Raw genomic sequence first — 20,446 nt, 5'->3', positions numbered from 1 at the left:
CGGCACGATCCTTCAACTCCCGCGGAAACCTGCTGCTCGCCACGCCGCTCATCCTTCCCAGAACGATCGGCCTCCAACAAACCCGGGGCGGTCCATGGCATTGGGTGCGCTCAACGCACCGAACGCCACATTCGCTGCGTCCAACGCAACGAACGCCACATTGGGGCGCTTGAGAACCGGGGAACACGATCACATGGGTACCGCCTCGATCAGGGACATTCCCGACGGCAGTGGCGTGACCAGTTCGACGGCGAGCCCGGCCTGGGCGAACAGCCACTCGAACTCGTCGCGGGTACGTTCCCGCCCGCCGTAGATCGTCAGCATGTTCAGGTCGGTGAGCGCCGGATCCCTTGGCCGGTCCGGACTTCCGCGCTCCGGCAGGATCAGCTCGACGACGAGCACCCTGCCGTGCGGGGGCGTCGCGGCGCGGCAGTTGCGCAGGATCGTGACGGCCTCGTCGTCGGGCCAGTCGTGCAGGATCCACTTGAGCAGGTAAGCGTCGGCCCCGGCGGGCACCTCGCGCAGGAAATCGCCGTCGGCGCGGTCGAACACTCGCCCGCGCAGCTCCGGATACCGCTGTGAGAGCACCGCGAGCAACGTGCCGTCCCCGCCGCCCACGTCGATGACGCGCCGGTAGCGGCCGAAGTCGTGGTGCTCCCCCACCTCCTCCGCGATCGCGACGGTGTGCCCGCCCATGAACCGGTCGTACCGCGTGCGGAGTTCCGGGTCACCGTCCATGTGCTCGAAGATCGACATCCCGAACGCCTCGTGGAACCCGCCGCGGCCGGAGCGCACCCCGGCCTCCACCGCCGCCCAGGCACGCTCGGTCACCGGATCGGTCATCAGCCGGACAACGTCGTTCAGCTCGCTTCCCTTGCCCAGCAACGCTCCCGCCTCCGTGAGCGTGAACGTCCCCGATGCGTCCTCGGCGCACAGACCGATGTCGGCGAATCCGCGCAGCAGCCGGATCGCCCGCTCCGGTGCCATGTCGCACGCGCGGGCGAGCGCGTCGAGTGTTCCGTTCCCTTCGGTGATCAGATCGGCCATGCCCAGCCGGGCGAACACCCCCGCGAGCCGCCCCGCCATCGCCCCGTGCAGCCAGCCGCGCACCGTTTCGCCTGCGGTCACCGTGCCTCGGCCTCGATCAGGCAAAGGCCGGTCGGGGGAACCGGCGTGATCGCGGTGACGGCCAGGCCCGCCCGCGCGCACACCGTCTCGAACTCGCTCCGGGTGCGTTCCTTCCCGCCGACGACGACCAGCATGTGCAGGTCCATCAGATACGGGTCGAACAGCCGCTCGTCCTCGCTCAGCGCGTCGGGCAGCACCGGATCGGCGATCAGCACCCTGCCGCCCTGGTTCATCGCGGCGCGGCAGTTGCCCAGGATGACGGCCGCGTGGTCGTCGTCCCAGTTGTGCAGCGCGCTCTTGATCACGTACAGGTCCGCGCCCCCGGGCACGGCCTCGCGGAAATCCCCCGCCACCACGTCGCACCGCTCGGAAACCCCTGCGGCGCCGAGGTTTTCCGCCGCGCCGGCGCTGCCCGCCTCGAGATCGAACAGGACGCCGCGGGAGCCGGGCGCACCGCGCAGGATCCCGGCGAGCAGGGTGCCGTCCCCGCCGCCGATGTCGGCGATGGTCGCGTACCGGCCGAAATCGTAGTAGCGGGGCACTGCCTCGGCGAAGTCCCGGGTCCCTTGACTCATCGCCGCGTTGAACACCGCCGCCTGCTCCGGCTCGTCCGCGAAATATTCGAACGCGGGCCTGCCGAAGACGTCCTCGAACGCGGGACGCCCAGTACGGAGACTGTCCTTCAACCGCAGCCACGGCCGCTCGGTGACCGGTGTGGTGGACAGCTTCGCGAAATCGAGCAGCGACCCCGGATCGTCCTTGCGCAGCAAGGAACCGACCTCGGTGAGCGCGTACACCCGTGGCGCGCGCTCGAAGCAGCAGCCGAGGCTCGCGAACGCCCGCAGCAGGCGGACCATCCGCTCCGGCGGAATGCCGTGCGCGTCGGCGATGACCCCGAGTCCCGCGCCGTCCCCGATGGTGTCGGCCAGCCCGAGGTCCGCGGCGACCCCGAGGACGTGCGTGGCCATCGCGCCACTCAGCAGCCGCCGCAGCGTTGCCTGTGCTTCCATCTCAGCTCCCAAAGTTAGGCTTACCTAAATTCTGGGAGCTCAAGTCGGCTTCATGTCAAGCGGCGACGTTACGGGACGTTGTCACCGCCGCCCGCGTGGCCGCACGTGACGAAACCGGCCCACGGGTGACGAAATCAGCTGGCCCGCCGTCTGACAGACGAGACGGCGAGCGCGGTCAGCACCGCTACGTCGATCACGACGCACGCCACGCCGACACCGATCCGGAACCGCCCGGTAGCGCGCTGGTCGTCCTCCATCTGCTGATACGTCCTGGAGTTCGCCGGGTCGCGATCGTTCGCCTTCTCCTGCCGGGAAGACGAACTCACCCAGCCGTCCGTCCCGTCCCGGGTGATCCGGCAGGTGAACTCGGGCGACATCGTCCGGTTACCGCAGCGGGGCTCCGTCAGGCTCAGGGCGCCGACGCCCCAGATGATCATCCCCGGGCCCAGCACCGCCAGCGCGGCCAGCAGCAGCACGGCCATCGCCCGGGTGCCGCTCCGGTCCGGTGTCCCCATGCCGCGACGCTAAGCACGACCGATGAAATGCCGATGACACCGCGCCGCACTGTCAGGGGCGGTCGAGCTCCCTGCCCGGAGCGGCCGGGGCGGCCCCGATCCGCCAGCGCAGCGTCGGTTCGCGCGCGGCTTCGGACCGGCGGGGCCGGTCGTCGCGGCGGAGCAGGACGGAAAGCCGGTGCTGGGCGTACGCGAGGTCACTGCACGCGGCGGCGAAATCGTGGGCGGCGGCATAAACCAGTGCGCGCCGGATGTGGTCGAGGGCGTCGGGCTCCGCGACGGCCAGCAGCTCGGCCGCGGCCGCGGTGGTCTCCCGCAGCCCCGCCGTCATCGTCGCCGTTTCGGGCGTGCCGGGGGCCACCGTGAGAGCAGGGGTGAGGATCGTCAGCTCGGTGTGCAGCTGGTAGAGCACGCGCAGCTCGCCGCCAGATGCCTGCTCGGAGGTGTTCACCGTTGCGTCCTCTTCCTCGATCCGTCCTATGTTACCGGCCGGTTGGGAGACGACGATCACTCGGCCCCATGACGTCGTCCGCCAGGGTTTGTTCCCGGCGACCGGCGTTCGCGCGGCGCTCACTCCACTCCGGACGCCGCGCCACTGGGGGACGCGTTCACCCGGACGAAAACCACACACACTTTCGGTGGCACGTCGGACATTAATTGAGTAGTACCGCCGCGACCGTTTTATGACCGAAACCCCCCTTTCGAGCGATTCACCGTCCGGGACCCGACCTTGGTCGGTAGCGGTGCACTTTCCCTCGCAAACAGGGTGATCCCGTCGTGTTTCTTCCAACCCGGCACAACTGGAGATCCCATGACATCCCGGAAAACCCTTGCCGCGTTCGCCGTCCTGTCGACCGCGGCACTGACCACCGGCGTCTGCGCGCAGCAGGCCACCGCCGGCCCGCTAGCCTTCGCCCAGCTTCAGGAAGCGTCGATCACCCAGGCCACCCAGGTCACCGACGCGCTGGGCACGGCCTCCGGCGGGTTCTACCTCGACAACGGGAAAGCGGTGGTCACCGTCCTCGACGACGTCGCCGCGAAGACCGTGCGGGACGCGGGCCTCACCGCGAAGAAGGTCACCCACAGCTTCACGGCGCTGACCAGTGTCAAGGAAAGCCTCGACGGGATCGGCGCCGCGCCGCAGACCGCGTGGGGCATCGACACGAGCACGAACCAGGTCGTGGTGACCGTCTTCGACGCCGCCACCCCGGCCACCACGAAGAAGGTCACCGAGGCCGCGAGCCGGCTCGGCGACAGCGTCCGGATCGAGCACGAGACGGGCAAGCTCGAACTGCACATCAAGGACGGCGACGCCATCCGCAACAGCAGCGCTCGCTGTTCGCTCGGCTTCAACGTCAAGAAGGGCAGCACCCCGTACCTGCTCACCGCCGGGCACTGCACCAACCTCGGCGGGACCTGGTCCGGCGGCGACGTCACCGGCGCCAGGATCGTCCGCAGCGACTGCCCCGGCGCCGACTCCGGCTACCTGACCCGGCCGAACGGCACCGGCCCCGGCCAGATCAACACCGGGCAGAAGATCACCCGCGCGGCGGCGCCGCGGGTCGGTGAGCGGATGCAGAAGCAGGGTTCCACCACCGGCGGCGGTGGCGGCACCATCAAGTCGGTCGACCAGACCGTGAACTTCGACGTCGGCGTGCTGCGGCACGAATTCGGCACCACCGCGCACACGGACCACGGGGACTCCGGCGGCCCCGCCTACGACGGCTCGACCGGGCTCGGCACGCTGTCCGGCGGCAACACCACCGTCAGCTACTTCTACCCGCTGACCCTGGAACTCCAGTCCTACGGCCTCACCCTCGCCTGATCTCTCCTGCCGTGAAGGACTCCTTACCGGCGCTTGAATCCACTACTGCCGCGCGCAGCGCGCCCGTTGAGGGTGGTGGCGGGGGCATGGATGGACGGTAAGGAGTCCTTCACGGCGTTGAGGACCGGGCGACGCGGAAGCCGACGTCGTCGAGCCGCAGGGTCGGGTGGCTGCGGCGGCGCACCGACGCCCGGCAGCTCCAGCGTTCGTCGAACCAGCCGCCGCCGCGAAGCACCCGGTAGCCGCCGTAGACCTCGGCGTCGTAGACGTCCCAGCACCATTCCCAGACGTTGCCGAGCATGTCGTACAGGCACCACGCGTTGGGCCGCTTCCCACCCACCTCGTGCACACGCTCGCCGGAATTGCCGCGGTGCCAGCCGATTTCGTCGAGTTCGCCATATCGGGCGCCGGTCGTGCCCGCGCGGCACGCGAACTCCCATTCGGCTTCGGTCGGCAGCCGGTATCCATCGGCGGTGTTGTCCCACTCGGCGTCTTCGGCATCGACGCGATAAGCGGGCGTGAAGCCCTCGCGCTCGGAAGCGGCATTGCAGAACCGGACCGCGTCCAGCCACGAGACACTTTCGACCGGCAGGCCATCGCCCTGCGCCGTACTCGGCCGCGCGCCGGTGACCTCCGCGTACCACGCCTGGGTCACCGGCACCGCGCCCAGCAGGTACGGCTCCAGCGCGACCGGCCAGCTGCGCTGCGTCCGCCGGTCCGACAGCGTCACTTCGCCACCGGAAAGGGAAATCAGCTCGCCGCCCGTGCGTGTGTCCACACGGGAAATCTACCGGCGCCCCGCTCCGGGTCAGAAGGTGATCACCTGGCGGACGGCGCCACCCCGATGCAGGCGGTCGAAGCCCGCGTTGATCTCGTCGAGGGTGATCGAGTGGGTCAGCAACGCCTCCACCGGCAGGAGACCGGCCTGGTACAGCGCGATGAACCGGGGCACGTCCCGCCGGGGTACGCAGGAGCCCAGGTAGCTGCCGCGCAGGGTTTTCTCCTCGGCGACGAGGCTTTGCGCGGGCAGGGCCAGTTCGGCGGACGGGTCCGGCAGACCGACGGTGACCGTGGTCCCGCCCGGCCGGGTCGCCTGGTAGGCCTGGGCCAGAGCGGCGACCACTCCGGTGGTGTCGACGGCGTGGTCGGCGCCTCCGCCGGTCAGCTCGCGGATCTCCGCGACGTCGCCGGCCAGGACACGGGTGGCGCCGAGTGACGAAGCCAGCTCCCGCTTCTCGGCGACCGGGTCGACAGCGATCAACGTGGACGCACCGGCGGCCTTCGCGGCGAGCAGCGCGGAGAGGCCGACACCGCCGAGACCGAACACGACCACGCTGTCGCCGGGACGGACGTCCGCCGCGTTGAACACCGCACCGGCGCCGGTCAGCACCGCACAGCCGAACAGCGCGGCGATCTCGAACGGCAGCGTCTTGTCGACCCGCACAGCCGAGCGGGCGGACACGACGACGTACTCGGCGAAGGCCGACACGCCGAGGTGGTGCAGCGGGCGCCCCACCGGGGACGACCACCGGACGTCCCCGCCGAGCAGGGTGCCGTCCCGGTTCGCGGCGGCGCCCGGGACACACAGGGCGGGACGTCCGGCGGTGCACGGGCCGCAGTCGCCACACGACGGCACGAACGTCAGCACGACGTGCTCGCCCGGGACGAAATCGCTGCCCGGCCCCGCCTCGACGACCTCACCGGCGGCTTCGTGGCCGAGCACCATCGGCACCGGACGCGGGCGCGACCCGTTGATCACCGACAGGTCCGAATGACACAGTCCGGCCGCGCGCACGCGGACCAGCAACTCGCCCGGCCCCGGCGCGTCCAGCGTCAGCGTCTCGATCTCCAGCGGCTTGCCGACCTCGCGCAGTACCGCGCCACGGACGCGCATCACCGCTCCCCTGCCGGGACGCAGCGGGTGACCTGCCGGTCGGCCAGCAGCGGCACGACCTCGCCGAGCACGATCCGCTTGAAGTGCTCCGACGCGCAGTGCTCGGTGAAGTCCTGTTCGGTGTCGTACTCCTCGACGATCACCACGACGCCCTCCTCGATTCCCGTGTGGACGGTGTATCGGCGGCAGCCGGGCTCACGCCGCGACGCCTCGGCCATCGGCCCGAGCAGTTCGACGACCCGGTCCCGCTCCGCGGTCACATACCGGGCCACCACTACGAAACTCATTGTTCTCCCGCACGTAGCCGGGACCGGGTCAGCGACCACAGTCCCGAATCGGACGACGCGGCGGCCAGCGCGCCCATCGCCAGTGAATGCGCCACCCCGTCGCGGTCGGTGACGAAACCGGCCGCGACGAAGGGTGACAGGACTTCCCGGGCCTGTGCCGACATCCAGGGGATGATCGGCGCGGGCATCAGCTCCACCAGATCGGGCCCGCTGCGCTTGACCGCCTCCAGGCTCCGGTTCAGGTTCGACCGGTCGGTGACGAACACCTTGTGCATGGTCAGCAGCGACAGCGCCCGGCCCCGTTCGATCGGGGCGACCCGGGTGCTGACCACCCCCGCCGCCCCGATCTCCTGCAGGAAGTCGACGCCGCCGCGGTCGGTGGCCAGCCCGGGGCACGAGTCGATGTTGACGAACACGAGCTTGTCCAGCCCGGCCAGCAGCGACACGATCTTCGGCAGCTGCCCGACCGGGACCGACGCCAGGATCCCGACCCGGGACGCCGCCTTCACGAAGTCCGGCACCCGGGCGGAACCCACCACCGAAGCACACACCGGGACGTCCTCGAACGCCGCCGTGATCCTCTCGTTCATGGCGCCCACCGTTTCACAGTGTCCGTCCACAGTGCCCGGCCGCCGCGTCAGCCCGCCGAGTCCAGCGGGTTCGGGCCCAGGTCGCTGGGCAGGCCGAGCTTGCCGGGGTTGAGCAGCCCGTGCGGGTCCAGCGCCCGCTTGACGTCGACGAACGTGCCGAAGCCGGTGCCGAGCGCGTCCGGCAGGTACGGCCCGCGCAGCAGGCCCGAGCCGTGGTGGTGGCTGAGCGCCGCACCGTGGCGCACGAGCACGGCGTTGGCCGCGTCCCACGCCGAGCGGTACCAGTGCCGCCGCTTTTCCGGCTCGACGTCGCCGCGCAGCGAGAAGTACAGGCAGGCGCCGTCGGTGTAGGCGTGCGACTGGTGCGCGGACGCCCGGAGCGTGCCCGGCACGGCTTCGATCGCGGCCACCACCTCGTCGTAGATCGCGGGCAGCGCGGCCCACGAACCGGCCATCTCCAGCGTGTCGGCGACGAACCCGGGCCCCGGGGTGAACCCGTCGGCCGACTTGCCGACCAGCATGCGCTCGTCGAGCCAGCGCTCGAACACCGGCTGACCGTCCACTTCGGACCCAGTGGTGGCGCATTCCTCGGCGCTCACCTTGATCATGGCATCGACCAGCACCGGGTCGCCCTCGTCGGCGATCAGCAGCAGGTTGGTGTCCGGCTGCCCGAAGTGCGTTCCGCTCTCCAGCTTGTCGTAGAGCCGCATCGCGGCCGGGGTCGCACCGCGCTGCATGATCCGGCGGCAGGCGTCCAGCCCCTCGGCGAACGTCTCGAAGCCGTACGCGATGGCCTTCGAGTAGTCCGGCAACGGGTGCGTGCGCAGGCGCACCGACGTGATAACGCCGAGCGTGCCCTCCGAGCCGACGAACAGCTGGCGCAGGTCCGGGCCGGTGGCCGCGCGCGGATAGTCGCCGAAGCGGGCCAGCGTGCCGTCGGCGAGCACGACGTCGAGGCCGACGACCATGTCCTCGATCTTGCCGTAGCGGGTGGACAGCTGGCCCGCGCCGCGGCAGGCCACCCAACCGCCCACAGTGGACATCGCGAACGCCGAGGGCCAGTGCCCGGTGGTCGCGCCGTGGACCTCCTGCAGCTCCTTTTCGAAGAGGTCGCCGAACATGCCGGCCTGCACCTCGACGATCTGTGAGGCGGCGTCGTAGGAGACGATCTCGTTGAGGCGGCAGACATCCAGCACGACGCCGCCGTACACCGGCAGCGCGGCGCCGGTGACGTTGCTGCGCCCGGCGGACACGGTCAGCGGCACGCGGTGCTCGCCGCACAGCCGGACCACGGCCTGGATCTGCTCCACCGTGCTCACCTCGGCGATCACCGCGTCCGGGGTCGCCGGAGCGTCCGCGGTCTCACCGATCATCGCGCCCGCCCACCAGTCACGGGTCCGCAGCACGACCTCGTCGCGGTCGGTGTACACCGCGTCCGCCAGGCCGCGCAGGGCGTCGGTCAGCGCCGTCGGGACGTCCACAGTGGACGTCTGCAGCGACGCGTCGCCCTGGCCCGGCGCGGTGCGGGCGCCCCAGCGCGGCGGCGTCGGCGCGCCGACCACGTAGTTGCCCCGGTTGAACGGGTGGGTGATCGTCTGGCGGCTGATCATGCGTTGTCTCCCAACAGGTTGTCTCCGAACAGGATCGACTTCTCCCGGGCGACCCCTGCCCGGTACTCCTTCACTTGCGCGGCCACGGTTTCCTGGCCGAGGCCGAGTTCCGTGCCGAGCAGTTCGCCCACCAGCGGCGCGGCTTCGGCCGAAGCGTCCCTGGCGAACAGCCGCAGCCGGGTGCGCCGGGACAGCACGTCGTCCACCGAACGCGCCATCTCCGAGCGGGCCGCGAACACGACCTCGGCCTTGAGGTGCGGCTGTCCCGGGATCAGCGGCTCGCCCAGCGACGGGTCCTCGTCGACGAGCGCGCTGACGAAACGCGCCTCGGTGCCGTAGCGGCCACCGAGGTGGGCGGCGATACCGCCGGTCGCGGCGGTGGCCTCCGCGTCGTAGCCCGCACCGCCGACCAGCGGCAGGTTCTTGGTGCGGCAGCGGGCTTTCCGGCCGAGCAGGCCGAGCGCCTTGTCGACGACCAGCTCGCCCATGTGCCTGCTCGTGGTGAGCTTGCCGCCGGTCACCGTGACCATGCCCGCGGACACGGTGATGTGGTGGTCGCGCCGCATGTCCAGCGTCGCGCCCTCCTTGCCGCCGACCAGCGGGCGCAGGCCGGCGTAGCTGCCCAGCACGTCGTCGGCGTCCAGCTTGGTGTCGAAGGCGATCGTGGCGCCTTCGAGCAGGAACTCCATCTCCTCGCGGGTGCAGTGCACGTCGTCGGTCGAGCCGTCGTAGTCGGTGTCGGTGGTGCCGACCACGACGACGTCGCCCCAGCGGGTGCAGGTCGCGCGCCGCGCGCGGCCCGGGATGGGCACGGTGACCGTGCAGTCGTTGCGGATCTTCGACCACGGCAGCACGATGTGGACGCCCTTGGCCGGACGCACCTGCGGCCGATGGCCGTCATCGGCCATGCCGTCGACGCTGTCGGCCCACACCCCGGTCGCGTTGACCACGACCCTGGCGCGGACGTCGATCCGCTCGCCGCCGGCCTCGACCGTGGCACCGGTGACCCGCCCGCCGGAGGTGTGCAGGCCGGTCACCTCCGCGCCGTTGGCCACGACGGCGCCGTAGCGGGCCGCGCTGCGCACGATCGCCAGCGTCAGCCGGGCGTCATCGGCACGGCTGTCGTAGTACATCAGCCCGCCCTTGAGGTTGTCCGCGCGCAACGTCGGGGCGTGCGCCAGCACCTCGTCGACGGTGAGCCGCTGGTGCAGCTTGCCGATCCGCCAGCCGCCCGCGAGGTCGTATGTCCACAACAGACTCTCGAAGGCCTTGGCGATGCGCGCGTCGAACACGCCGTCCTTGGCCAGGATCGGGAACAGGAACGGCAGGCGCTGCACCAGATGCGGGGCGTTGCGGCGGAACCGCTGACGTTCCAGCAGCGAATGCCGGACCAGATCGAGGTTTCCCTGCTCGATGTAGCGCAGCCCGCCATGGACCATCTTGGACGATTTCGACGACGTCCCGGACGCGAAGTCGTCGCGCTCCACCAGGGCCACCTTCAGGCCACGGGAGGCGGCGTCCAGCGCGGTGTAGGCGCCGGTGACGCCGCCCCCGATCACCAGCACGTCGAAGGTGCCGGTGTCGAGACTCCTCAGCGCGTCGCGGCGATCCAGCCGCAGTGGCGCGGAAAGGGTCGCCCTCGCGGCGACGGCGTTCGGCCGTCGGGACGGCAGTGTGAACATGAGCTTGTCTCTCCACTCAGGACAGGACCCGGACGGCGCCGGGACCACTTGAAACGTCCACTAAGGACAGTACGAACAGGACGGTCAGGACAGGGCTGTCACGACAAGGAAGTCGCGAGCACGTCCTGCCAGCGTGCGCGCAGTTCCCGCCGGTCGTCTTCGGGAAGCCGGGGCTCGAACACCTCGCCCGGCTTCCGCTGGGCGGCGGCCTCGGCCAGCGACGGCCACACCCCGAGCCGGGTACCGGCGAGGTAGGCCGCACCACGCAGGCTGGCGGTCGCCGAATCGGCCACCCGCTCGATCGGCACCCCGGCGAAATCGGCCTGGCTCTGGAGCAGCGCGTCGCTGGCGGCCAGCCCGCCGCCGACCCGGAGGTGGGTCAGCGGCCGCTTCATGGTCGCCCGCAGCGCGTCGACGGTGTCGCTCACCGCGTGCGCGATCCCGTCGAGCACCACGCGCGCCAGCACGTCGCGCGTGGTCGCCAAGCTGAGCCCGACCAGCAGCCCGCGCGCGTCGGGCCGCAGCACCGGCGTGCGCAGCCCGGCCAGCGTGGGCACGAACCAGGTCGTCTCGCTGTTCGGCTGCCGCGCGGCCAGCGCGCTGATCTCGGCCGCCGAACCGAACAGCCCGAGATCCTCGGTGAGCCAGCGCAGCGCGGACCCGGTGGTCGAGGTGTAGGCCTCCAGGCTGAACCGGCTGTGTCCCGCGCTGCGCCAGCCGACCAGGCACAGCACGCCGTCCAGCTCACCGAGACCGTCCGGCGGCTCATCACCGGCGAGCGCGCCGACGAACGTGCCGGTGCCGTGCACGCAGGTCCCCTGCCCCGGGGTCAGGGCGCCGAGGGCGATCAGCGAGGCGTGCTGGTCGCCCATCACCGCCGCGATCGGCACGCGGATACCGAGCAGTTCCGGGTCGGTGTACCCGAAGTCGCCGTCGTCGTCGAGTGGCGGCGGTGCCAGCTCGGCCGGAAAACCCAGCCGTGCCAGCCATTCGGCGTCCCAGGCGTGCGCACGCAGGCAGTACCCGCCGAACGCGACGGCGTTGGTCGCCGAAATCGCGTACCGCTCACGACCGCTCAGGTGCCAGACGAGCCAGGTGTCGACCGACCCGAACAGCACACGGTCCGCGGGCACGTCGAGCTGGTCGAGCTGCCTCGCGGCCCACAGGAACGGCGCACGGGTACCGACCGGACGGCCCGTTCTCGCCCACAGGACCGGATCCCAGTCCGGTGCCAGCTTCGCCAGCTCGGCGGCGTACCGGGTGTCCTGCCACACCACGGCCGGAGCCAGCGGGCGCCCGGTCTCGCGGTCCCACAGGATCGCGGTCGCCCGCTGGGTGCACACCGACATCCCGGCGATCTCGACGTCGTTCTCCCCCGCCCAGGCCACGGCCTGCCGGGCGACGTCGACGGTGTGCCGCAGCAACTGTTCCGCGTCCTGCTCCACACGGGACGGTTCGGGGTGGACGACGTCGACAGCGGTGTAGAACGACGGCCCGCACACGCCGTCCTCGCCGACCACAGCCGCCCGCGTGCCGGTCGATCCCTCGTCGACGGCCAGGATCCCGCGCCGCGTCATGCCGCGCTCCCGGCGAACTTGATGTCGATCTCCTCGTCGTCGGGGTCGACACCGCTGCGGGTCGGGTCCCACCGCACGATCAGGCAGGAGACGAGGCCGAGGAACGGCACCACCGCGAGCAGCGCGATCGTCGGGCCGAGCCCCAGCGCCTCCTTGATCTGCGGGAACACGTACAGCCCGATCACGCTGCCGAAGCTGCCGAGCATGCCGGTCACGCCGGTGCCGAGGGTGCGGATGTCACTGCGGTAGGACAGCGCCGCGATCGACTTGCCGTTCGCGCCGGGGCCCGCCGAGTGGAAGAAGATGAACAGGAACGGCAGCAGGAACCCGATCGCGATCGGGAGCTTGCCGAAGCCGAGCCCCATCACCAGCAGGATGGCGAACGCGAAGGCGTACCCGATCGCGGAGCTGACGCGCAGCCCGATCCTGCGGCCGAAGTACGCCGAGAGCGCGCCGCCGACGATCCCGGCGACGTTGAAGATCATCGACCCGAGTGTGGCCGTCTGGAACTGCTGGCCGAAGATCGCCAGGCTGATCACCGGCAGGTACCAGCCGACGGCGAAGTACTGCATGGACTGGGTCAGCGAGATCGCCGTGGACAGGAAGGTACGCGGCAGATAGGGCTTACGGAACAGCACGCCCGCCTGCCGGAACCCGATCTTCTGTTCCTGGACCGGGACGTCCTCGTCCGCGGCGGTTCCCGGGGTCACCTCGAAACCGTAGATCCGCCGGAGGCTTTTCGCCGCTTCGGGCAACCGTCCCTTGGTCGCCAGCCACGACGGGCTTTCGGCGAGGAACACGACCTGCAGCACCAGCAACGCGATCGCGAAAACCCCGGCGGAACCGACCGACCAGCGCCAGATCTCCACCGAAACACCGAGGTTGTAGAAGAGCAGCGTCAGCGCCAGGTTCACCGTGGTCGCGACGTACCAGACGGACTGCCACAGGTTGAGCCGTCCGCGCAGCTTCGCCGGCGTGTACTCGGCGAGCAGCGCCATCGCCACCGCGAAGTCGATGCCGTAGGCGATGCCGACCAGCCCGCGCCCGAACCAGACCGCCTCGAAACTGCCCGCGGTGGCGGTGAGCACGGCGCCGAGCGCCGCGATCGCCTTCGCGGCGATCAGCGGCTTGACCCGGCCGATGCGGGCCGCCAGCCAGCCGCCCGCCGGGTTGAACAGGATGGCGATCGCGGGCGCGGTCGCGGTGAGCACGCCGACCTGCGCGGGGCTGAGCGTCAGCTCCTTGGTCATCGGCGAGAGGCCCGCGCCGAGCGCGGCGTTCGAATAGGCGTCCAGGAACAGACCGCCCAGCACCAGGTACCACAGCAGGTTCGCCTTGCGCGGCAGCTTCGACAGACTGTTGATCAGCGCGGTGACCTGCGAAACGTTCGAAATCGATCGCGACGTTGCGACCGCCGGTGAACTCATGGACCGCCAACTTTCTGCGCTGGCTGTCAGCGATCCGACACGAAAAAAACAGACACGACGAAGACCGCTGACAGTGGCTCTTCGTCTGTGCCTGTCTGAAGTGGAGACACTAGGCCGGGAATCGGCACGCGTCAAGACGACCCGGCGAACCGCGGCCGGTTGCGACAAGGGCGTCCCTGGGTTCCGGCTCTGCCTGCGGACAGAGAGCGGGGCGGTGAATCTCCGTCGCGCGGCAGATGCCCGGCGGTTCCGTCCCGCCATAGCGTTTTCCCGTGACAGCAACGACTTTCCGACTTCGGAGGCACGATGAAACCGTTCCGGCACACGCTGGTGTGGACACTCGTTTCCGGCGGGCTGCTCACCGTCACGGCGGGTGCTTCCGCCGCCACGGACGGCATGACCCGGTTCGAGCGGCAGACGATCGCCTGGCACGGCTGCCGCACCGGCGACGGGGACGAGACGGGCGCGCGGCTCGACGCGGCCGGGGCACGCTGCGGCGAGGTCACCGTCCCGCTGGACTACGCCGACCCCGGCGGGCGGACGATCTCGGTGGCGGTGGCCCGGCGAGCCGCCACCGATCCCGCGCACCGGATCGGCACGCTGGTGGTCAACACCGGCGGGCCGGGTCCTTCACGGGACGGGGTCACTCTGCTCGCGCAGGGCCTGCCGCCCGAGATCCCGCGAAGCGCCCCGGAGCTCGCGACGCGGTACGACCTCGTCGGGATCGACCCCCGGTTCTTCGGCCGCAGCACACCGCTGGAATGTGGCTGGCCCACCGGGCTTTACCTGCGCAGCGCGCAGATCGCCACCCCGGACCGCGCGACGTTCGGGCGGAGCGTGGCCACCGCGAAGGATCTGGCGTCCCGCTGCGCGGCGCGGCGCGACCTGCTCCCCCACGTCTCCACCCGCGCGATGGCCCGCGATCTGGACGTGGTGCGTGCCGCGCTCGGCGAACCGCGGATCTCGTACCTGGGCTGGTCCTTCGGCAGCTATCTCGGCGCGGTGTACCTCCAGCTGTTCCCCGGCCGCGCCGACCGGGTCGTGCTCGACAGCGCCGCCTCCCCCGACGCCGCTGGCCCCGGCCTGACCCGCGAGACCGCGCCCGCCGACGCCGCCGCGCTGGCGGACTGGGCACGCTGGACATCAGTCCACAATGGACAATACGGCCTAGGCGGCAGCGTGCCCGCGGTACTGGCCACCATCGACCACATCGGACGGTCGGCCGCCCGTGTCCCGCTGCGGGTCGGAAGCCACCAGGTCGACGCCGCCATGGTTCCCGGACTGCTGCTCACGGTCAGCGACAGCGACGCGGCATACGCGGAATTCAGCGCCCAGGTGCGGGTGCTGCGCGACGCGGCGCGGGGAATCGCGGTCACGCCGACTCCCGCCCAGGAGTGGAAACTGGCCCTGTACACCAGTTCCGAGGTGCTCCCGGACTTCGGGTTCAGCGCCACGATCGCGAACCAGTGCGCGGATCGGGCGGCCTCGCGCGACCCCGAGACGTACTACCGCGACATCCAGGCGCATCTGCCCGCCGAGCCGAGGTACGGCCCGCTGGCCCGGCACATCACTCCCTGCGCGTTCTGGCCCACCGGCCCCGCCGAGGCGCCGACCCGGATCGGCACCGGGCACGCCGCGCTGCTGGTGGGCGCCACCGGCGATCCGGCGACCCCGTACCCCGGTCAGCGGGTACTGCACCGGGCCCTCACGGGCTCGCGGATGGTCACCCTCGACCGCGCGTTCCGGCACGGCGTGTACCTCCTCTCCGAACCCGGCGCCGCCACCCGCTGCGTCGACGAGACGGTCCTGCGTTATCTGCTCGGCGGTTTCCTGCCCGCCGCCGACCGGATCTGCGCCCGAGCCTGAGCCCGAGGCGAGCGTCACCGGTCGCCGGGCCGGACGACGCCCGCCTCGTAGGCCATGACCACCGCCTGCACCCGGTCGCGGACCCGCAGTTTGGCCAGGACGTTGCGCACGTGCGTCTTCACCGTTCCCTCCGCTACCACCAGATCCCCGGCGATCTCGGCGTTCGAGAGGCCCCGGGCCATCGCCACCAGGACCTCTCGTTCGCGTCCGGTCAATGTCGCGGCCAGCCGCGCCGCCTCCGGATCGAGCGCGGGCGCCAGCCGCTCCAGCAGTCTTCGGGTGGTCGGCGCCGCCAGCACGGCGTCCCCGGCGTATACCGTCCGCACCGCGGCGAGCAGGTCGCCGGGAGCCGCGTCCTTGAGCAGGAACCCGCTCGCCCCCGCTCGCAGCGCCGCCAGCGCGTGCTCGTCGACGTCGAACGTGGTGAGCACGAGGACCTTCGGCGGTTCGGGGAGCGCCAGCACCCGGCGGGTCGCCTCGACGCCGTCGAGCACCGGCATCCGCACGTCCATCACGACCACGTCGGGACGGTGCCGCCGGACTTCCCGCACCCCGGCCAGGCCGTCCCCCGCCTCGCCCACCACGGTCAGGTCCGGCTGGGAGTCGAGCACCATCCGGAATCCGGCCCGCACGAGTTCCTGGTCCTCGACCAGCACCACCCGGACGGTCACGACGGCACCGGGATCCGGGCGCTGAGCACGTGACCGCCACCGGGCCGCTTGCCGAAGGTCACGGTGCCGCCGTGCGCCCCGGCACGTTCCCGCATCCCGGCCAGGCCATAACCGCCGCCAGTGCCCGCGGCGTCGGGCGGTGTGCCGCCCTCGTCCCGCACGTCGACCGCGAGCCCGCCGTCTTCCCAGCGGAGCGACACTTCCGCGCGGGCGCCCCGGCCCGCGTGCTTGAGCACGTTGGTCAGTCCCTCCTGCACGATCCGGTACACCACCAGCCCGAGCGCGGGCTCGACGGGCGCCGGGAGGTCCATGCTCAGCCGGACGTCGAGCCCACCGGCCCGCACCCGGTCGACGAGGGCCCGCACGTCCGCCGCGCCCGGCTGAGGCGCGACGGACTCGCCGGAGTCGTTCCGGAGCACGCCGAGCACCCGCCGCACTTCCCCGAGTGCTTGCCGCGCGTGCTCCCCGATCGTCTCGAGCGCCGACGTCCCGGCCTCCGGCGACGACGCCGCCGCGTACCGCCCGCCGTCCGCCTGGGCGATCACCACCGCGAGCGAATGCGCGACGACGTCGTGCATCTCGCGGGCGATCCGGGTCCGCTCCCCCAGCACGGCGAGCTGGGCCCGCTGATCACGCTCGACCTCCAGGAGCCTGGCCCGCTCGGCGAGCATGTCCAGCTGCCTGCGCCGGACCCGGTGCAGGACGCCGACGGCCCACGCCGCCACCACGGTGCTGCCGAGCAAAGCGCCGAGGACGACGTGCAGCGACACCGGGACCGGCAGCTGCGGCCAGCTCCACCCGCCCAGCGCGGCGCCGAGCAGACCGGCCGCCGTCGCGAGCCTGCCCGCCCACACCGGGCCGTGGGCCACCGCCGCGTGGACCGCGATCGGCACGGCCACATCGGCGGGGAGCGCGCCGATGCTGTCGCGAACGGTCAGCCACTGGGCGAACGCGGCGGCCGACACCAGCGCCGCGCACAGCACCGGTGCGCGCCTGCGCAACGCGAGCGGAACGGTCAACAGCAGCGACAGCACGAAATAGCCGGATTCCGCGCCGATTTGAAGTCCTAAAAGGACACTGGAACCGGCGAGCACGAGTGCTGCCACGGCATCGGCGGACAGTACGTGCCCCCGCATCCACGAATCAACCCGCTCGCCGAGCACGGGCTCACTCTACGTCCGGGCCACCGGGCGGCACCTCGGCAAAGCGGCCGATACCGGCTACGCCGCCGGGCCTAGCCCGAACGGCGTAACCGGCGGACGCGGCGGGGCGGCCACCGTGCCCGGCGACCGCCCCGTCCGTTCATCGTGTTCCCGGTGTCAGCAGGCTCCTTCGTCCTCCCAGACCGCCCACGACTCCGGTGCGCCCGGCTCGGCGCCGACGGAGTACCAGGTGGACTTCCACTTGTGCCCGTTGTGCGAGACCTCGTCACCCGGCGCGTAGGCCTGGCTCGAGCTCCACGCCTGGATCACGCCACAGCCGCCCTGTTGCTCGACGGTCAGGGTGAACGTGGCCGTGTGCGTCACCGAGCCCGTGCCCGACACCGTGATCGAGTAGGTCCCCGGCGCCGTCGTGGCCGACGTCGTGACGGTCAGCTTGGCCGAACCACCGGAGGTGACCGAGGCCGGATCGAAGGCCGCGGTGGCCCCGGAAGGCAGGCCCGATGCGCTCAAAGTGACCGTCTGATCCGTACCGGCGGTCGTCTTCGTCCCCACGGTCGAGGCCGCGGCGTCGCCGGGTTTGACGGTCGCCGCCGCCGGGTCGAGCGTGAGCGAGAAGTCGTTCTCCGGCGGCTTACCGCCCACCGTCAGGTTGTACGTCGCGGTGTGCGTCGCGCTGCCCGCGCCCTTGACGGTGATCGGGTAGGTGCCCGCGGGCACCGACGCCGTCGTGGCCACCGTCATCGTCGAGGACTGACCCGAGGTCACCGACGCCGGGTTGAACTGGATGTTCACGCCGGCGGGCTGCCCGGTCGCGGTGAGCGCCACCGTCTGCGGGTTGCCCGAGGTGGTCGTCGTCGCGACCGTCGCGGTCGCCTTGCCACCCGCCTGGACCTGGCCGGACGCGGGGTTGAGCGTCAGGCCGAAGTCGTCGGTCGGGGTCCCGACACAGGTCGGGTCACCGGACTGGGCGGGCAGGCTGATCGCGTCCCAGGCCGCCTTGACCGAGTTGAACTGGGCACAGCTCGGGTCCAGGTTCTTGGCCGCGGTCAGCGTGGCGGTGCGGTAACGCTTGTAGGTCATGCCCGAGGTCTTGAGCAGCATCGCGTTGTAGAACACGCGACCGGCGTTCTGGATGCCGATGCCCTTGACCGTGGAGCTGTTGCAGGTCGGGCTGTTCGCCGAACCCTCGGCCAGCAGGTAGAACCAGTGGTTCAGCGGGCCGGCGGCCTTGTGCACCTCGGTGCCGGGGATCGAGCTGGAGTAGCAGTTGGGGTCGTTGTTGACCCGGGAGGGGTCCCGCATGTCGCGGATCGGCCCGTTGCCGACGAGGTCGACCGACTCGCCGACGGTGTAGTCCGGGGTGTCGTACGGCGACGGCTCGTTGGTGTAGGCCTCGGTCAGCGCGCCGAAGATGTCCCCGGTCGCCTCGCCGAGCCCGGCTTCCTGCCCGGCGCCGCCGGGGGTGTACTGGTCGATGGCGTGCCCGTGCTCGTGGCCCACCACGTCCATGGACCCGATCCACTTGCCGGCCTGGTTGTGCCCGATCTCGATGTGGTCACCGGTCCAGTAGGCGTTGACCGCGTTCAGCCCGACCTGCACGGTCACCCCGCGGCCGTTGCCGTCGATCCCGTTGCGGCCCAGCCACGCCTTGAGCATGTCCCATTCGTGCTGGGTGGACCAGAGCACGTCGACGCAGCCGGTTTCCTTGCTGCTGGCGTTGCCGTTGCCGAAGGTGTCGTTGGCGTTGGTGAAGGGCTGCTTGCTGCTGTAGTCGACACAGCGCACACCGGACCGCTTCGGGTCGACCGTGCTGTTGTTGCTGGTGTCGATGGTCAGCGGGTTCGGGCCGTTCCACTCGCTCGTGCCGCGCCCGGCGGAGGAGTCGTCGCGGCTGCCGACGACGGCGCCGGTGTGGGCGTCGACGTAGACGTGCGGCCTGCTGGGGATGTTGCCCGCCTTGTGGCCGGTGAGCACGGTCTCGAAGACCAGCTTGCCGCTGCCGTCGGCCAGCACCGAAAGCGTGCTGCCCACCACACTGTCCACTTGCGACAACGTGGTCTTCGCGATGGCCGCGGCCTGGTCGCCGGTCAGCTTCGGGACGGTGTCCACGGCGAGGTCGGCCTTCGGGGCCGCCATGGTGTCGAGCACCTTGCCCGCGTTGTCGGTGGCGACCACGGCGTCCCCGCCGATGACCGGGAGTCCCTTGTAGGTCCGGTCGTACGAGACGTAGAACAGGTCCCGTTTACCGGGAACACCGCCCTGATAGACGTTCACTCTTCTGAACTGCTCGTCGGCGCTCTTGTGGAGCGCGTCGAGTCCGGAGTCGGCCGCCCGGTCAGCGGCCGCGACGGCGAGTGCCACGGAGTTGGGGCCCGGTGCGGGCGGTGGCGCCGCCTCGGCGGCGACGGTGATCGCTTGAATGGAAAGGGCCGCCAAGCACGCCGCCGATAACAGTCCTGCTGCGCGTTTCACGCTTGCTCCTAGAGGAAGGGTTTTCTGCCTGAACAGCAGGAGCAAAGTATGAGCTTATAAACATGAATGTCAACTGAACAGAATGCTTGACGCTGTTCGGCCGCACACATTAGGTCGATCGGCACTGAACGGCGATATTATGCCCCGCGTTATGGCGCGGTTCGGACTATTCTCCCGCCGCTCCCCGGATCGGCGGCTTCCGCGCCTCGCCGACCGCCCCGACTTTCCGCCGTGGCAGGGATGTTCGGCGACGACAGCGGACCTGCGGACCGGCGGCGCAAGTGGTCTGGTCCAGTTAGGCGCCGACGGCGAAATCCATCCCTTCGACGCTTGACAGAAGACCGATCACCTCTCCCGGCGACCCCCACCGTACACCCGATCCACGGCCACGGAAACCGCGCCGGCAATCCGCCGCCACCATTTTTCCCGGCATCTGTCAATCCGCATTCTCACCGTTGACGCAGTGAATTCGATCTCCGCCGGGCGCACCTCGGGTCCGCGAAGGACTCCTTACCGGCGCTCACCGCCGTGAAGGAGGCCACCGCCCGCGGCGATGTCCCGAACGCGTCGTTGACGACGTTGATCGTCTCGAACGGAGCGTTCGCGACAGGCGACACGCCACGGACTGCTCTGTCATGCCGTGCCCGGCACCGTATGCCGGGACACCCGCAACGCCGCGCTCCGCGGACCAGCGGAGCGCACGAACGCGGGATGGGAGCGCACGAGCGC

17 protein-coding genes are annotated in these 20,446 nt (G+C 70.9%); 2 read left to right on the top strand and 15 right to left on the bottom strand.

The annotated features are described in order from the left end of the window. Positions 1–189 precede the first annotated feature (189 nt). The 4 genes from ACFWY9_RS42585 to ACFWY9_RS42570 form a co-directional block, all read right to left on the bottom strand. On the bottom strand, positions 190–1,128 hold the full coding sequence (locus tag ACFWY9_RS42585; protein WP_378341559.1) for a methyltransferase: 939 nt from the start codon (positions 1,126–1,128) through the stop codon (positions 190–192). Continuing rightward, positions 1,125–2,138 carry a methyltransferase gene (locus ACFWY9_RS42580; RefSeq protein WP_378341558.1) on the bottom strand — a complete coding sequence of 338 codons (1,014 nt, stop codon included), beginning with the start codon at positions 2,136–2,138 and terminating at the stop codon, positions 1,125–1,127. The genes ACFWY9_RS42585 and ACFWY9_RS42580 overlap by 4 nt, the downstream gene beginning before the upstream one ends. A gap of 134 nt (positions 2,139–2,272) precedes the next feature. Next, the gene (locus ACFWY9_RS42575; protein ID WP_378341557.1) at positions 2,273–2,653 is read right to left on the bottom strand and encodes a hypothetical protein; all 381 of its coding nucleotides are present in this window, start codon (positions 2,651–2,653) and stop codon (positions 2,273–2,275) included. A 52-nt stretch (positions 2,654–2,705) separates the two neighbouring features. Beyond that, the gene (locus ACFWY9_RS42570; protein WP_378325423.1) at positions 2,706–3,104 is read right to left on the bottom strand and encodes a hypothetical protein; all 399 of its coding nucleotides are present in this window, start codon (positions 3,102–3,104) and stop codon (positions 2,706–2,708) included. Positions 3,105–3,464: 360 nt separating this feature from the next. Here ACFWY9_RS42570 and ACFWY9_RS42565 point away from each other — a divergent pair, with 360 nt between their 5' ends. Continuing rightward, positions 3,465–4,478 (top strand): S1 family peptidase, encoded by a 1,014-nt coding sequence (locus tag ACFWY9_RS42565; RefSeq protein WP_378341556.1) that lies wholly within the window; start codon positions 3,465–3,467, stop codon positions 4,476–4,478. A 109-nt stretch (positions 4,479–4,587) separates the two neighbouring features. Here ACFWY9_RS42565 and ACFWY9_RS42560 read toward each other — a convergent pair whose 3' ends face one another. From ACFWY9_RS42560 to ACFWY9_RS42525, 8 genes are all read right to left on the bottom strand, one after another. Then, positions 4,588–5,256 carry a formylglycine-generating enzyme family protein gene (locus tag ACFWY9_RS42560; RefSeq protein WP_378341555.1) on the bottom strand — a complete coding sequence of 223 codons (669 nt, stop codon included), beginning with the start codon at positions 5,254–5,256 and terminating at the stop codon, positions 4,588–4,590. Positions 5,257–5,286: 30 nt separating this feature from the next. Beyond that, on the bottom strand, positions 5,287–6,372 hold the full coding sequence (locus ACFWY9_RS42555) for a zinc-binding dehydrogenase (protein ID WP_378325419.1): 1,086 nt from the start codon (positions 6,370–6,372) through the stop codon (positions 5,287–5,289). Then, positions 6,372–6,659, bottom strand: coding sequence for a putative quinol monooxygenase (locus ACFWY9_RS42550; RefSeq protein ID WP_378325418.1), 288 nt, complete (start codon positions 6,657–6,659; stop codon positions 6,372–6,374). The genes ACFWY9_RS42555 and ACFWY9_RS42550 overlap by 1 nt, the downstream gene beginning before the upstream one ends. Next, entirely contained in the window at positions 6,656–7,249 is a 594-nt protein-coding gene (locus ACFWY9_RS42545; RefSeq protein ID WP_378325417.1) for a glycerol-3-phosphate responsive antiterminator, read from the bottom strand. The genes ACFWY9_RS42550 and ACFWY9_RS42545 overlap by 4 nt, the downstream gene beginning before the upstream one ends. A 47-nt stretch (positions 7,250–7,296) precedes the next feature. Next, the gene (locus ACFWY9_RS42540; RefSeq protein ID WP_378341554.1) at positions 7,297–8,859 is read right to left on the bottom strand and encodes an FAD-binding oxidoreductase; all 1,563 of its coding nucleotides are present in this window, start codon (positions 8,857–8,859) and stop codon (positions 7,297–7,299) included. Further along, entirely contained in the window at positions 8,856–10,541 is a 1,686-nt protein-coding gene (locus tag ACFWY9_RS42535) for an FAD-dependent oxidoreductase (RefSeq protein ID WP_378325414.1), read from the bottom strand. Before ACFWY9_RS42535 ends, ACFWY9_RS42540 begins: the two co-directional genes overlap by 4 nt. Before the next feature lie 98 nt (positions 10,542–10,639). Beyond that, positions 10,640–12,118: an FGGY family carbohydrate kinase gene (locus ACFWY9_RS42530; protein ID WP_378341553.1), complete on the bottom strand. Its 1,479-nt coding sequence runs from the start codon at positions 12,116–12,118 to the stop codon at positions 10,640–10,642. Continuing rightward, complete coding sequence (locus ACFWY9_RS42525) at positions 12,115–13,545, bottom strand: MFS transporter (RefSeq protein ID WP_378325411.1); 1,431 nt, start codon at positions 13,543–13,545, stop codon at positions 12,115–12,117. Before ACFWY9_RS42525 ends, ACFWY9_RS42530 begins: the two co-directional genes overlap by 4 nt. Before the next feature lie 306 nt (positions 13,546–13,851). Between ACFWY9_RS42525 and ACFWY9_RS42520 the strand changes: the two genes are divergently transcribed. Continuing rightward, positions 13,852–15,411 carry an alpha/beta fold hydrolase gene (locus ACFWY9_RS42520; protein WP_378341552.1) on the top strand — a complete coding sequence of 520 codons (1,560 nt, stop codon included), beginning with the start codon at positions 13,852–13,854 and terminating at the stop codon, positions 15,409–15,411. A gap of 14 nt (positions 15,412–15,425) precedes the next feature. Here ACFWY9_RS42520 and ACFWY9_RS42515 read toward each other — a convergent pair whose 3' ends face one another. The 3 genes from ACFWY9_RS42515 to ACFWY9_RS42505 all read right to left on the bottom strand — a co-directional run bounded on the left by ACFWY9_RS42515 (position 15,426) and on the right by ACFWY9_RS42505 (position 19,717). After that, entirely contained in the window at positions 15,426–16,082 is a 657-nt protein-coding gene (locus tag ACFWY9_RS42515) for a response regulator (RefSeq protein WP_378341551.1), read from the bottom strand. Beyond that, positions 16,079–17,245: a sensor histidine kinase gene (locus ACFWY9_RS42510; protein WP_378341550.1), complete on the bottom strand. Its 1,167-nt coding sequence runs from the start codon at positions 17,243–17,245 to the stop codon at positions 16,079–16,081. Before ACFWY9_RS42510 ends, ACFWY9_RS42515 begins: the two co-directional genes overlap by 4 nt. 156 nt (positions 17,246–17,401) lie before the next feature. Continuing rightward, positions 17,402–19,717 (bottom strand): M4 family metallopeptidase, encoded by a 2,316-nt coding sequence (locus tag ACFWY9_RS42505; protein ID WP_378341549.1) that lies wholly within the window; start codon positions 19,715–19,717, stop codon positions 17,402–17,404. Positions 19,718–20,446: the final 729 nt, after the last annotated feature.

The organism is Amycolatopsis sp. NPDC059027 (assembly GCF_042739735.1).
Classification (GTDB): Bacteria; Actinomycetota; Actinomycetes; order Mycobacteriales; family Pseudonocardiaceae; genus Amycolatopsis.
Note: the sequence above shows the minus strand (reverse complement) of the source record. Positions and strands in the feature narration are given on the sequence as shown.

Bases quoted from the DNA above. Each gene is read 5' to 3' on its own strand.
- ACFWY9_RS42540 (WP_378341554.1), bottom strand. From the start codon at position 8,859: ATGATCAGCCGCCAGACGATCACCCACCCGTTCAACCGGGGCAACTAC.
- ACFWY9_RS42580 (WP_378341558.1), bottom strand. From the start codon at position 2,138: ATGGAAGCACAGGCAACGCTGCGGCGGCTGCTGAGTGGCGCGATGGCC.
- ACFWY9_RS42550 (WP_378325418.1), bottom strand. From the start codon at position 6,659: ATGAGTTTCGTAGTGGTGGCCCGGTATGTGACCGCGGAGCGGGACCGG.
- ACFWY9_RS42525 (WP_378325411.1), bottom strand. From the start codon at position 13,545: ATGAGTTCACCGGCGGTCGCAACGTCGCGATCGATTTCGAACGTTTCG.
- ACFWY9_RS42535 (WP_378325414.1), bottom strand. From the start codon at position 10,541: ATGTTCACACTGCCGTCCCGACGGCCGAACGCCGTCGCCGCGAGGGCG.
- ACFWY9_RS42530 (WP_378341553.1), bottom strand. From the start codon at position 12,118: ATGACGCGGCGCGGGATCCTGGCCGTCGACGAGGGATCGACCGGCACG.
- ACFWY9_RS42520 (WP_378341552.1), top strand. From the start codon at position 13,852: ATGAAACCGTTCCGGCACACGCTGGTGTGGACACTCGTTTCCGGCGGG.
- ACFWY9_RS42555 (WP_378325419.1), bottom strand. From the start codon at position 6,372: ATGCGCGTCCGTGGCGCGGTACTGCGCGAGGTCGGCAAGCCGCTGGAG.
- ACFWY9_RS42545 (WP_378325417.1), bottom strand. From the start codon at position 7,249: ATGAACGAGAGGATCACGGCGGCGTTCGAGGACGTCCCGGTGTGTGCT.
- ACFWY9_RS42565 (WP_378341556.1), top strand. From the start codon at position 3,465: ATGACATCCCGGAAAACCCTTGCCGCGTTCGCCGTCCTGTCGACCGCG.
- ACFWY9_RS42575 (WP_378341557.1), bottom strand. From the start codon at position 2,653: ATGGGGACACCGGACCGGAGCGGCACCCGGGCGATGGCCGTGCTGCTG.